The organism is Roseibium aggregatum, from assembly GCF_014692675.1.
GTDB classification, from domain to species: Bacteria; Pseudomonadota; Alphaproteobacteria; order Rhizobiales; family Stappiaceae; genus Roseibium; species Roseibium aggregatum_C.
On sequence record NZ_JABFCZ010000049.1, the window covers coordinates 1 to 13,431 of the forward strand.

The 13,431-nt window shown below is 52.2% G+C and carries 11 protein-coding genes and 1 pseudogene; 2 read left to right on the plus strand and 10 right to left on the minus strand.

All coding sequences use genetic code 11. The features are described from left to right. Positions 1 to 174: 174 nt before the first annotated feature. The 7 genes from HK439_RS25605 to HK439_RS25635 form a co-directional block, all read right to left on the minus strand. The gene (locus HK439_RS25605; RefSeq protein WP_190294339.1) at positions 175 to 2,394 is read right to left on the minus strand and encodes a glycosyltransferase; all 2,220 of its coding nucleotides are present in this window, start codon (positions 2,392 to 2,394) and stop codon (positions 175 to 177) included. Positions 2,395 to 2,456: 62 nt separating this feature from the next. Continuing rightward, positions 2,457 to 3,269 (minus strand): ABC transporter permease, encoded by an 813-nt coding sequence (locus HK439_RS25610; RefSeq protein WP_190294340.1) that lies wholly within the window; start codon positions 3,267 to 3,269, stop codon positions 2,457 to 2,459. 25 nt (positions 3,270 to 3,294) lie between these two features. Then, complete coding sequence (locus tag HK439_RS25615) at positions 3,295 to 4,455, minus strand: hypothetical protein (RefSeq protein WP_190294341.1); 1,161 nt, start codon at positions 4,453 to 4,455, stop codon at positions 3,295 to 3,297. Positions 4,456 to 4,586: 131 nt separating this feature from the next. Then, positions 4,587 to 5,240, minus strand: a complete 654-nt coding sequence (locus HK439_RS25620) for an ABC transporter ATP-binding protein (RefSeq protein WP_190294342.1) — start codon at positions 5,238 to 5,240, stop codon at positions 4,587 to 4,589. Between the two features lie 10 nt (positions 5,241 to 5,250). Then, positions 5,251 to 6,510: a hypothetical protein gene (locus HK439_RS25625; protein WP_190294343.1), complete on the minus strand. Its 1,260-nt coding sequence runs from the start codon at positions 6,508 to 6,510 to the stop codon at positions 5,251 to 5,253. 6 nt (positions 6,511 to 6,516) lie between these two features. After that, a complete protein-coding gene (locus tag HK439_RS25630) occupies positions 6,517 to 7,566 on the minus strand; it encodes a hypothetical protein (RefSeq protein WP_190294344.1) in 1,050 nt (349 codons plus the stop codon). Between the two features lie 79 nt (positions 7,567 to 7,645). Continuing rightward, the gene (locus HK439_RS25635; protein ID WP_190294345.1) at positions 7,646 to 8,491 is read right to left on the minus strand and encodes a class I SAM-dependent methyltransferase; all 846 of its coding nucleotides are present in this window, start codon (positions 8,489 to 8,491) and stop codon (positions 7,646 to 7,648) included. A gap of 85 nt (positions 8,492 to 8,576) precedes the next feature. On the opposite strand from HK439_RS25635, the gene HK439_RS25640 reads away from it, so the two are divergent. Further along, positions 8,577 to 8,783, plus strand: a complete 207-nt coding sequence (locus HK439_RS25640) for a hypothetical protein (RefSeq protein ID WP_190294346.1) — start codon at positions 8,577 to 8,579, stop codon at positions 8,781 to 8,783. 430 nt (positions 8,784 to 9,213) lie between these two features. Here HK439_RS25640 and HK439_RS25645 read toward each other — a convergent pair whose 3' ends face one another. The 3 genes and pseudogenes from HK439_RS25645 to HK439_RS27405 form a co-directional block, all read right to left on the minus strand. Then, entirely contained in the window at positions 9,214 to 10,242 is a 1,029-nt protein-coding gene (locus tag HK439_RS25645) for a hypothetical protein (protein ID WP_190294347.1), read from the minus strand. Between the two features lie 520 nt (positions 10,243 to 10,762). Next, positions 10,763 to 11,146 (minus strand): IS3 family transposase, encoded by a 384-nt coding sequence (locus HK439_RS25650; protein WP_190294348.1) that lies wholly within the window; start codon positions 11,144 to 11,146, stop codon positions 10,763 to 10,765. Between the two features lie 106 nt (positions 11,147 to 11,252). Then, a pseudogene (locus HK439_RS27405) lies at positions 11,253 to 11,555 on the minus strand (hypothetical protein); the annotation flags it as partial. 187 nt (positions 11,556 to 11,742) lie between these two features. Between HK439_RS27405 and HK439_RS25660 the strand changes: the two are divergent. Beyond that, positions 11,743 to 13,173, plus strand: a complete 1,431-nt coding sequence (locus HK439_RS25660; RefSeq protein ID WP_190294349.1) for a mannose-1-phosphate guanylyltransferase/mannose-6-phosphate isomerase — start codon at positions 11,743 to 11,745, stop codon at positions 13,171 to 13,173. Positions 13,174 to 13,431: the final 258 nt, after the last annotated feature.

Consider the following 13,431-nt stretch of genomic DNA (forward strand, 5'->3'; position numbering starts at 1 on the left):
GGGTTGGGGTTGGGAGAAAAAATGGGATGCTGTCGATGGATTTGTATACGATATTTACGAAATGCAATATTGTTTCCATTGCTATCTGAGGGAAGTCTTCCGTTCACATGATCCTCCCGTATATGAGCCTAATGGCGTCGACTCTTAGGCGGGTCCGGCCAAAGGGGGCTCTGTTCAGGTATGGTTCGGTGCATTTGGGGCAGGATGGGTCGACTCTGATGCCAGTGTTCCGCGCTCGTCCGGCGAGGGGGGGTGGAACCAGTGCCGGGGGCTCGGAAGGCGGGTGCCGTCAAACGCTGTTTTCTGACTGCAATAAATTGGGTCATACGGGCTGATGGTCGGATCCATGAAATGCGGAGTTCCATGGATTTCGCGCAAATTGTTCTTCTCCTTCTGAAATCGAACGAGATTCTGCGGAAGCTTGTCGGATCCACGTGAGATTGATTCATGATGGCGCAGGCAAGCAAATGGGGTCCAGACGGACCGAAATCCTGACCTGTGCGCGCGAATGCAGTAGTCAACATCGTTGTAGGCAATTGCGAAATTGGCCTCATCCAGTTCCCCGACCGTGTTTTTGCAGTCACCGCTAATCAACATGACCGCCCCGGTTACGCAAACCACGCTATTGCGAACTTTAAGTCGGTTCATCGGCCCCCCGAAATTGGCGTCCTGGCGGTAGTAATAGTGCCCAGCCAAATCCGAGGCACCGATAATTACACCCGCATGTTGGAGAGTGTCGTTTGGGAACAGAAGTTTGGCGCCGACTATTCCTACATTCGGATAGTTTAGGCACGATACCAATTCTTTCAGCCAGTCGGGATCGAGGACTTCAATGTCATTGTTGAGCAGAAGAAAATGTGTCCCTGAGCTCAGCCGGAATCCCCGATTGATCGACCGGGAGAAATTGAAATTTTCCAGGACAATATCAGCGCAGAAATTATCGTGCTTCTTCGCGTAATGTTCATATAAGCCGAGTACATCTTGGCTGTCAGATCCGTTATCGACAACAATGACCTCAAAATTCTTGTAATTTGTTTTTGTGTATATGTCAGATAAGATCTGACTTATCAGAGAATGGGAATTTTTATTGGGAATGATGATGGAGATGAATGGTTGGTCTTCATCTGCTAGGTCAAACGAGACGCGGTGCAGGTCGTTGTGTAGAGCCTTTTCGACCTGAACGTCGTTATCCCTCGGACCATAGGCCTCTTTCAGGGATGATCGGGCATTGTAGGTCGCTTTCTCTAGATACTTCTGGGAATAGCTGCCTTTGGTATGGCGCCACCAATAGGCTGGGTAAGGAATATGGAGAACCTCGTGGTCGCGGAGGTTCTTCGTGTACCGCAGAAGGAGGTCGTAGTCTTGCGATCCGTCGAAGCCCTTTCTCAGGAAGCTCAAGCTTTCCAAAAGCTCTCTTCTGTATAATGAAAGATGGTTTATGTAATTCACGCCACTCAGAAGAACTGGATCATAGGCTGGCTTGCTCATGATCGTGATTGGTTCCAGAGTGTCATCAACGATAACTTCGTCGGTGTAGATGAACTCCACATCCCGATGTGCGGTTATTGCGTTGTGAATGACTTTCAGGGCATTGGGCGCAATCAGGTCGTCGTGGTCAATGAACCCGATCCAGCCGCCGGAAGCCGCTCGCAGCCCGGCATTGGTCGCCTGCGCAATTCCATCGTTTGCGGGGTTCTGCACGATTTTTAGCCGGTCAAGCCCCTGGTGCCTGCGCAGCCAGTCATGTGTTTCTAGTGACGAAGACCCGTCATCCGACAGGATCAACTCGCATCCCGGCATATCCTGCTTGAGGAAGGAGCGGTACAAGTCGTCAAGATATCTTGCTGGGGTATTATAGATAGGCGTGACAAGGCTCAGCCAGATTTCTTCCGGTGCTATGCGGTTTGCTGCGGTGCCTTCTCGCGCCGCAAGGTCATAAATTATGCTCAGGCGATCTCGAATAGATTTTTTCTTCCGGAAGCTGAAGAGAGACTTGAGAGGAAGCGTGATCTTGGGAAAGGACTCAAGGCAGGCCAGATGTTTGGACGACATTAAGGCGTTGAAAGTGTCAATTGCCTTCTGAACGTCTTCATAGCGGCGATGCGTCGTCAGGCGGGTCGTGATGGTGCCGGGTGCCGTAGACGGATCGACACGCAGCTTGCAGACATTTCCAATGGCGCCGACCGGAGCAACAATAAGGAAATTTTCGGCTTCCGGCAACCTGCGAGCATGTCTCTCATCATAACGACCAAGCCTTGGAACATAGATAGTCGGTTCGATCGGACCGTCGAGACTGGTGAGTTCCAACACGAGGAAATTTTCGCGGAAGAGCGGAAACCGGATGATGATTTGCGGGTCGTCACCGGTCATGCACCACTTGATCGTCGTACCCACCGCAATGGACGCTCCGACAGGAGTACATTCGCTGTTGTAGTCAATTGAGAAAGACAAAGTGTCTAGCCTTCCAAAAGTTTTCCGCGGAAAAAACGTTCGGCGCTGAGCCCGATAACGTTTAAGCCGAGGCCGAGGAACAAAAGATAGGACTTGTTCAAGTACTGGTCAGGATACCCTTCATAGAAAGCGACCCGCATCCATTCGGAAGCATGCAAAATCGGATTCCACAGCAAGATGTTGGCGACTGGGCTAGGCAGGTCGGCCAAATTGAACAAGGCTCCCGAGGTTATGTAGGTCGCAACCTGCATGAGCACAAAACCGGTCAGGACAGTCGGTGAAAATAGAGCAAACACGCTAACGATGATGCCGGCACCCAGAGAGAATAGGATGGTCGCGAGATACGCACAGAGCGCCTGCAGCGGATCGTGTGGAATGACATTGTCGCCCAGGATCATCAAGGAAAACAGAATCATCAGGGTGGATATGATGCCGGCGACGACCTCAAGGAACGCGCGAGCAAAAATGATGTCGAGGATCCTCACGACTGGGAAGGCTAGCATGGGCCGGTTCATCAGCAAAGAGAGTGACATGAACCTAGAAACGTACATGAAGGTGAGAGTCGGGATAAGCGCCGTGGTCACGTAGACGTTAAGGCTATCGCCATAAGGCGTCTGGCGCCCGCTGATCCGATAGGCCACCAAAAGGAAGACGAGATGAACGAATGGAAAGAGGGGCACGATCAGAAAGCCCAGTCCATGGTTCAGGAAGCGCGTGCGCATGTCCCGGAGGATGACGGCGCGGGCTACATGGATTTTCTCGCTGATGGCTTTAGCCGTCGGAGATGCTGGAGTATGTGAGAAGCTCGACGCAGACATGGTTTCCCCTAGCTTTTTTCCCATTCTAGCCGATGCGATTGCGGATCATCAAAAGAAGCGCAGTGGTAATCCCCCAAGACAATAGTCCGCCGAATGCAGTCAGGCTGATAATGAGAAGTCTTTTAGGATATTTCGGGCTTTCCGGAACGGTGGGGGGGTCAAAGGTATCCAGATACATCATCTGCTGGCTACTCAGAAGCTGTACCCTTTTATAGATTGCGAAATTTTCTGCAAATCGCTTCTCGGCAATCGAGACATCAAGCTCGAGCTGCTTGAGCTTTCTCTGATCTTCCGACAAAGGAGACACCTCGGGCGTTGTGCTGGTGACTTGCGAGCGAAGGTCTTCGAGCTGGGCCTGCTTGGATGCGATTTTCAGTCTCAACAAGGAGAGCTGTGGTGCATCTGCGTTTAGTGACGCGGAGAGCGTGCTTTCCTGCGCCTGCAGGTTCAGCAGATCCTTTCGGATTTGACCAATCAGCGACGACAGTCCCTCCGCCGTGTTGTCGACATCCAGAACCCCCAGTTGGTTTTGGGCGCTGCTTAGAGCCAGACGCACCTGGGACAAAGCAGCGGCGGATTTCTCAAGGTCGGATTTGGTGGCCTTTAGGACGTCTTCCCAGATGCGATCACTCAGGCGATTAATGGTGTTTTCCGAGTTCGTGACGATCGCATCCATCACCCGTTTGGCGTCCTCCGGGCTGAAGGCCTTAACAGCTACGGAGATGGCGCCGCTTTTAGGATGGATGCTGACCGAAACAACATCTTCCCAGTATCGGACCAAATCTTCGATATGCGGTTTTTTTTCAAGTCGCGATAGGAAGTCGATGGTCTCTGACTGGTACAGACTGGCCAGAGAGATCTGCTCCTGCAGGCTGGCGACGATCGAGCGGCTCGTGATGTAATTCGCAACGACTTGTGTGTCCTGGACGATTTTCGCCTGCGGCAGGGTGCTGTCCTTGTCGCCTTCCGATGACGGCATTGCGGATGCTGCAGTTCTGACCAGAAATCTGGCCTCGGAAACATAAACATCGGACGCGTACAGACCGTAATAGAAGAGCGAAAAGGTGCTCGGTATCACGAATAAAGCGAAGAAGCTCAGAATGATCAGGTATTTAACAATTCGATCCGATAGTCTTGGACGTAGGCCGACAATTCGATGAAGGGCGATGCGATTTGTTGTCAGCATTCGCACGCTTCGCGCGGCGGAAGCCAAGGCTACCGACCTGTCTTCATTCGTTTGGGGAACATGGTTCATGTTCACTGGGCACGTCCTATGGACAATCGAAGGGACTAGCGCGAAAAGGGAGATCTGCCTGCCTAACGATTCAGTCGGAAATATGTTTGGATTGCATCCTCAACATCTCCGAACACCATCATGCGGCCGTCAACCAGAACCATGCCCCGTTCGCAATAGCTTTTGATGGTCGACATATCATGCGAAATCATTATCACATCGGAATTCTTTTTCCTATTTTCGAACGCTTCCCGGCACCTGTTCTGAAAGCGAGAATCCCCGACAGCCGTGATTTCATCAACGAGGTAGCAGTCGAACTCCACGGCCATCGAGAGGCCGAAGGCAAGGCGGGCCATCATGCCAGATGAATAGGTTTTGACGGGTTGGTAGATGTAGTCGCCGATTTCGGCGAATTCCTCTACAAACTGCGACATAGCTCGGACATCCTGCCCATAGGCACGCGCCACGAATTTCAGGTTGTCTCGACCTGACATCATCGGATGGAATCCGGCGGCAAATCCCATCGGCCAGGAAACGCGAAGGTCCTTATGGATCTTGCCCGAGTTCGGCAGTTCTGCTCCCGCCAGCAGGCGCATCGTGGTGGATTTGCCGGCGCCGTTCACCCCGAGTAGGCCATAGGAGTATCCACGCTCGAATTCGATCGAGACATTGTCGAGAATGACTTTCTTTTGATACCGAGTCTTGTAGAATTTCGTAACGTTCTCGAGCCTGATCATGATCCCTTCCTCAGAACCGATGATCTTCGACCGAGGCCCAGATCAAAACGATTGTCGTCCAGGAGAAGAACAGGCCGAGGAACCAGAAGAGAAGAATTGTTCCGCGCTGCGGATATTCGGATTTCTCTGGCAAGGTTGGGTCCGAAAAAACCGAAAGGTAGACGGTGTCCCGAGCAGATGCGGCTTGAAGCAGTTCAAGTGTATTGACGGTAGCCTCATACATCTTCTCGGCAAGCAGCCGATCCGTTTGGAGGCGTGAGAAGCTCACGAGGGCGTCGGAGACGGACTCGGTTCCGCCTTGGCCCTTGTCAATCGTGGTCAGTTGGCCTTTCAGTCCGTCGATCTGTTTGACCAGATCGGCCCGCTGCAATTTCAGCAGCCGAACCATCGGCGAATCCGCAACTCCGGACCCGGCAAGAGTGGCTAGCTGCGTGTCTAACTGAAGTTTCTTGATCGTCAGGCCTGCTATCAGTTTTCCCGTCTCCTCTGCCTGCACCAGAGGATCCAATATGCCCACGGAATCCTGATACTCATTTATTCGCGCCAAACTTTTTTGATAGTTGGCTTTGCTCTCTTTGATTTCTTTGAGGGCCCGCTGAATGAGGTCGTCTCTTGTCCGGTTCGAGAGGGAGTTAATCATCTTCTTGCTGTTTTCTATGATCGCATTTGCAATTGTCACTGCATCTTCGGGCGAAAACGCGCGGACGCTCAAAAGCACGATCCCCGAGGGGCCATCGATATAACTGGTTACCTGTTTGTTCCAATAGACCAGATCATCATCGATGCTGGCATTCGCTTCCTTGCGAGATAGGAAGTCGATCGTTTTCTTCCCGAAAATTTGATCGAGGTCGACGGTCTGACGGAGATCCCTGAGCATCTGGGTAGAGTGTATATAGCTCCGGATGATATAGGCGTCCTGGGTACGGGCGTCCATGACAATGGCGCCCGCGCCTTTTTTGCTGCTAGTGCGAACGTTGTCGCTAAGGCTACGGACGACGAACCGAGCTTTTGTTTCGTACTGATCACTTGCAAGGATGTAATAATAAAAAGAAATAATTAAAATTGGCATGAATACGACAATAAAAAACAATATTAACTTGACCGGACGATCTCCAGTTGGCTCCGTATCATTGATGTTTATTTCCCTGTGTGCCGTCAAGCGCTCGATGGGCAAGGGAGTATACCGCCCAAGGAACTTGACGATCCCTTTTGAAGAGAAAGAATCTCTCGTCTTGTGATTGGCAGCAAAGCTCATGTCGTCATCGCGCATTGGTTGTCATAAGGAAAATTCATTCGACATCGAAAGAGCTTGCTGTAAAAAATGATAAAATATTAAATCCTCTTCCAAGAGTGTTTCAATAACATGAATTTCGGAGAGTTTGCTCGCGAAGCCCACAATATTCTCGTGAATCGTCCGGGGACGGATCGCATTGGCATCCGTGCCGAGCAAGGCTGCAATGCCGTTCGCATATCTGTCTGGTGTTTCAGCCAGGGTCACGAGGCGGAAGCGCGACAGAGCGTCAAGTGCCAAAGGGACCGACAATCGGTCGATGGTTTGACCGGGCATGGTTGAGACGAGCTGATGGACAATCGGCGAGCGGAAATGTGATCTTACCGTCTTGGGCATCTTCTCTAGCTTATTCTTGATTTCCTTAATGTTCTTAAGATCTAGGCCTTCAAAATAGTCTGCGACAATGGAAAACTGGATGCGGTCTCGCTCCGGTATTAGCGTCTCATTGATTGTCTTAAATCGGGAGAAGAGAACAAGGCGTTCGGCGAAGTTTTGATAGGGATCGGGAATGGCTGCAATGGCCTGGTAATCCTTGTCGAAAAACTGCTCGTAGTTGCGAAACATCAGACGGCCGCTGATGAAGGACGAGCGGACCAGGTTCAAATGGAATGCTTGCAGAGCCGTTTCATGCCCATAGTTGTCTATCTTTGCTGCATGGTATTGGAAATAGGGGCGTACGAAATTGTCGATGCGAATATCCTGCAAGAGACTGAATTCCATGCGAAAAAGCTTCAGAGGGACGTGATACGCGTCGTTGAACCTTTGATAGATCAAGATCCCCGTTTTTCTGTCGAAGATCGACAAGTCTGAGTACGCTTGCAGATTGGGGATCAGCGTTTCATCAAGTTGAAAGCCGATTTCACCTGTGTCGTGTCGTCTCGATTGCAGCACTGCCTCGCGGACCTGAGTGCAAGGAATTTCGGCCAAAAGGGTTTCTTTGCTGTATACTGCAATCGTTGCCGTCTCGGAAAACCCATCTGGAACAAAGTAGCCTTGGATAGCATAGCCTTGGTCATGCTCAATATTGAATAGCATGAAACGGGAACCCTTCGCTTTATGTCAGGTATGCAGGCCGCATTATTGGCGTGAATGATGTTCTGCCATTGGGGCAAAATCAGGGCTGGGACGAAGTACCGTTTGGCCTTTGCGCAAGGACTGAGAACGAGGGGCCGTTAGGGTGATTCGGATATTCGTGGGCAATCTTCAGGGATGTGAACCCCAAAGACTGCAAGACATGGAGTATGTCGTTCTTTTCCATCCAATGATGCCCGTCTTCCGGGCCGCCGCAGAAGGTCTTGGTTTCCCAAGCTTTGAAATAACTTCGTGAATGAAGGCGAATTTCCCGATCACCGAACCTGAAGGTTTTGACAGCGCCGGAGAAGGGGGTGCGCCGCAGATCTCCCAACGGCATTTCCATGTCATCGATATAGTGGGTCCAGAGATAAATCTGATCTGTGTGAGTGGCCATAAGCTCAAGCAAACTTACAGGATCCGCCATGTGGTAGAGCACACCGGATGCGACGATCAGATTGTATCGATGAGGGGTGCTTTCCAACCACTTAGTGAAGTCTCCCAAATGGAAGCGAGCGCGATCCAATCGACGCGCTTCCTTGACAATTAGGCAGCGCAGAAAAGCCATCTTATGTGCTTCTATGGCATCGATTTGAGCGGCCCCCTGGGTTTGGAGCATTGCCGTATGTGATGCTTCCAGCGGGCCAAGTTCAAGAATGTTATAGTTCGCAACGCCACCGAGTTCGTTGATCATCCATTGGATACGGTCGTCGGCGTAAAACGGTGCAGGGCCTGCGGTCACGTTGAACTCGGGCGGAAATGCGTGGTTCCAGCCAGGAATCAAATCGATCGCATTCTGAAGACTTGGTTCCCTGGCTTCATAACCGTCAAGTGTCGAGGCATCTGCGATTTTGTTTTTCTTGGAAATGAAATTCTCTAGAAAACGCATTCTCGTATCCTGTCCAAAGACTCGTCTTTCATTAACCGTATACCCCTCGCCAATTGGAAGGTCGAGGTGGGCATCTTCGAAAAAGATGGAACTTGTCCAACTTGCCGATGCGTTTGTCGAGGATGGCGATTATGCTCTCGATACCTCGGAGCAACTCCGGTTCGCCAGCGCTGTGCCGGTTCAGTTTTTCGGCCTTTCGGGTTTCGAGCAATTGCTTGCGGCGGCGCGGGAAATCGGCAAGACGCTTCCTGTTCGGTTCCTGGGTCTGGTGACTGCGAGTAACAGACGTTGACCCATCTGGGCAAGGACGCAGGTACCGACCTTGTCGACCTTGATAAGAACACCGAGGGCTCGTGCACTTTCGCGGGCCTGGAGCGGATTGACACGAACATAAGCGATACCGCGTTCATCCAGAACCTTCATGAGGCGTTCATCGCATCCGTTGGTCGCTTCAAACACGAAGTAGGGAGAAGCATCGAGTGTGGCAAGCCATGCTGCGATCGCAACTATTGATGATCTATGGCCTTGTAAAGCTCCTGTCCATGTCGTGCGGGCTCGTGGTAGGCTCAAGCAACTTTTCAGGTTGATAACCAAGTGGAGCGGTCCCTTGCTCCCAAACGGGGTGCTGCCCATGGCGGAGGGGGAGACGAGCTCCCCTTCGCTACCAGACAGTGCCAAATCTCAAAAAGAGACAGGGGGGACAGAGCGACTAGCGGCCGGGCCTAAAGAAGCCCCAACCATTTTTCGGCACAGACGTCATGCGCGCCGAGGACCCGGCCGGCATCGGCCCCGTTTGCGGCCAAGGTACGGATCCGATTTGGTTCAGTCGCCAGGGTCGAGATCCCCTCCCCCCATGCTCGCGGGTCATAATCCAGGAGAAGACCGGACCAACCATCTTCTACACACTCCAAAAACGGCTTGGTGCGGGAATAGAGACCTGCGGCTCCGACCAGGGCGTGTTGATGGAATTTCAGATTGGAGCGGCCGTCATTGACGGGGTTCGGTTCATAGGGCGCAAGGCCGATATGAAACCGCTGGCGCGGCAGCCAACTCTGGAAGCGTGGAAAGAACATGTCGTCCAGATGGGTTACCTGTGGTCCGGGCGCGATCAGTTCCCCTCCCCGCTTGCCCAGCAGCGTGGTGAGGTGCAGTCGGGGATTTTGCTTGAGTGCATTTGCGATGCCCGGGGCGACTTTCCGGAAGTCCGCACCATGGGTGCTGGTACCCAGAAACACAATGCGGATCTGGTCGGGGTCCTGAAAGTGTCCCAGGTCGCTTGAGGGGCTAAGATGGGGGGGCTCCATATGCACACCCTCGAAGTCGGCCAAGCGGGCGAGGATTTGCTGGCTCGGGGCAACCACCGCATCCAGCATGGGGCGCAGGCGTGCAAAGTACCGCTCCAGGAAATATGCGAGGCGAGCTCGATAGTCTTCCCGCAAGCCGTTGTCTTCGAGCATAGTCCAGTAGTCGTCGTCGATGAGATAGGCCAGGCGAGCACTGTGGGTGTTCTTTCGGAGAGCGATTAAATATAGATCCCGGTCGGTCGTATAGCGTACGACCACGATGAGTTCCTTGCCCTTCTGCAGATCCTTCAGGATCACCGCATGTTGACCCAGGCGGGTGAGGGTGATGCCGCGCTTGGCAAGGGAATGCCCTACCACATCAATATAATGATAGCGGGTCGGCAGGGCTGTCTTCGGACGTCCCAGGGCATGGTCGTAGGCGGAACGTAGGAATTCGAAAGAGAGCATGAAAATGAACGCCTTTAAGCTGCAATTCTAGCGACAGAATGCTCGTGGCGAGCAACGCAAGATTGTGTCGCGGTTTCGCTTTGGTCGATCCAGTCGACGGTCAGGCTTGGCTGGCGCGAAGTTACACAAACCCTATTTCCCGTTAACGATAATTTCCTTGACCCGACTCGAGGTATCTGTGGCACTTAACCGCAAATTGAGCCTATTCGACAAGTTAGTCGTAACTCGCTCGATTTGGCATCGTCAGCATTGCTTTCGGTTGATGACGGGGGGTGAGCGTTGTTATGCTTTGCGAATCTAGCTAGGATGCCGGGTAATATCCATTAATCGGGTTCGACCTGCCCGAGACCAATTCGTTGGTGTGTTTCTATTTAGCTTGGAGCCGTCCCCCCTGCAAACGCGTTCTGGCTCGGCCTCTCGCACATGGCGTGTTATAAACTTCCCGACTGAGCCCATGGACGGTCGAACGCCAGCTACCTTGCATCGCAGGCCAAAGGCCGCTGACGTGTATTGGGCAGATTCAACCGGTCGTCGCAACACCCTTGATTATATCTTGTTTGAGCAACTGGGCCTTGAGGTTGTGCCCTATTGGCCACCCAAAGATCCTTCGACTGAAGGCGTCGAAGATCACCGCTTCCATATACAGGAAGCCTGCCCAGGTCGGCACATAGTTGATGGCTCCGCCCCAAAGCACGTTGAGTTCACGGGCATAAAAGTTCCGGTCGACCAAATCGCTGGCCGGCCGCAGCTGTTCGTCGCGGATAGTGGTTCGCGTTCCGCAGCGGCGACTGACACCCTTCAAGCTTGCGGATTTCATCAACCGTTCGACCCGCTTGCGACCGACTGGAATGCCGATCTCTACCAATTCAACATGGATACGCGAAGCTCCATAAGTTTCTTTCAAAGCGGATCTGCCCGATCCGCTGGATCAGATCGCCATCGGCCATAAAACGGGCCGATAGCGATCGGCCGCTCTTCGCATAGAAGTCGCTGCGTGACACGCCTAGGGTCTACGCCATGGTCTCGATAGGATACACGGCCTGATTTACGGTCATGAATACGAACGTCACCCCATTCGCTGTAAACCAGGCCGCACCCTTTAAAAGGATATCGCGCTTCGTTCGAAGCTGACGGTTCTCCTTACGCAGCCGCCGGAGCTCTTCCCGATCAGCGCTGGTCAGATCGTAATCGCGTGTTCCGCCGTCAATCTCTACCTGCTTAACCCAGTCATGGATCGTCGCAATACACTGTTCGAACTCACGCGCAAGGCTTTCAACACTGTGACCGGCCTTGGCCAGCGCGATGAATTCTTCCCTGAAATCCGCAGGTTACGGATTCCTCGTTCTCGGCATGAAAACACACTCCTTCACAATCGAAAAAGCATCCATCAAACCGGGGAAAATCCAATGAAACATTTGCATTTTATAGATAAGAATGGCAGCAGAATATTCAAACAAAACGAAGTTCCAATTGTGAAATCAATTCATTCGGAGATATCGAGTGATTACCCCTTTGCTCCTTGCTGGTGGTTCCGGCACCCGTTTATGGCCTCTCTCCCGCAAATCTTATCCTAAGCAATTTGCACGAGTTATCGGCTCCGAAAGCCTGTTTCAAGCATCCGCCAAGCGGCTCTCCGGAACTGGCTATTCTGCGCCAATAACAATAACGTCATCCGATTATCGCTTCATTGTGACCGAGCAATTATCTTCGATAGGCTTGGACCCAGGGGCGATCCTGATCGAGCCGGAAGCAAAAAATACCGCGCCCGCTGTGCTGGCCGCAGCCTTGTATCTTTCTGAAAGAGATCCTGAAGCACTCATGCTGGTCGCTCCTGCTGATCATGTCATATCGGACACCAAGGCCTTTCGTAATGCGGTGGAAACGGGCGTAGAAAGTGCAAAAAATGGAAAAATCGTAACCTTTGGTATTCAGCCAACCAGTGCGGAAACTGGCTACGGTTGGCTGCAAATTGCCGGTTCACCTCAAAACAATCGGCCCATCGATCTGAAACGCTTCATAGAAAAGCCGAACAAAGATGACGCAGAAGCTATGCTTGAAGCGGGCACATTCCTATGGAATGCGGGTATATTCCTTTTCAAGGTTTCCACCATCCTGAAAGCCTTTGACCAATTTGCAGTGAACGTCGCAGCTCCTACTAAACAGGCAGTTGCCAACGCCCAGCCCGATCTCGGCTTCCTCAGGCTTTGCCCCAAAGCCTGGGCCAAGATACCATCGATCTCGATTGACTACGCCATCATGGAGCATGCACCTAATCTCACGGTAGTGCCATACGGTTCAGGATGGTCTGATCTTGGAAGTTGGGAAATGGTCAGCCAGGAACTCAAGGCTGACGATGACGGCGTGAGCTCCACCGGCGATGTCATGTCGATCGATTGCGAGGATTGCTTGCTGCGATCGGATAGCGATGGACTTACGCTGGTCGGCATTGGCGTGAAAAACATCATCGCTGTTGCCATGAACGATGCTGTTTTGCTTGCCGATCGCTCCAGAGCCCAGGATGTGAAGCAAGCGGTCGAAAAACTGAAAGCACGCGGCGCCAAACAAGCGGAGACGTTTCTATGTGATCATCGTCCGTGGGGTTGGTTCGAGACGCTGGCTCTCGCAGATCGCTTTCAAGTGAAACGGATTGTCGTGAACCCAGGCGCTGCTCTATCGCTTCAAAGCCACGTTCATCGTTCCGAACACTGGATTGTCGTTTCTGGAACCGCCAAGGTGACCGTGGACGGATCTGTGAGCCTAGTCACCGAAAACCAATCGATATACGTCCCTCTCGGTGCTGTTCACCGGATGGAGAATCCAGGAAAATTGCCAATGATCCTGATAGAAGTTCAAACCGGCGCCTATCTAGGGGAAGATGACATCATCCGCTATGAGGACATTTATTCGCGTGGCCAGGGAGCAAAAGGATAATCAAGTGCACAGCACAGGCGGCGCAATTCGAGGCAAGTCAAAGGAGAAGGTAAAATTAACTAAGCCTCTAGGCCGTGTGGACGAATTGACTCAGGTATCGGTTTGAGGATTCCCGAAGCGTTTTCAATGTGATTATGGGATGGCCCGCCCCTCTCCGGAGCGATCCGATAGGATTGCTCTGTATTTGAGGTAGAGAGGAACGGACCGATGTCGATTTTTGTACTTGGAATTGATCTTGGCAAGAACGTGTGCAGCCTG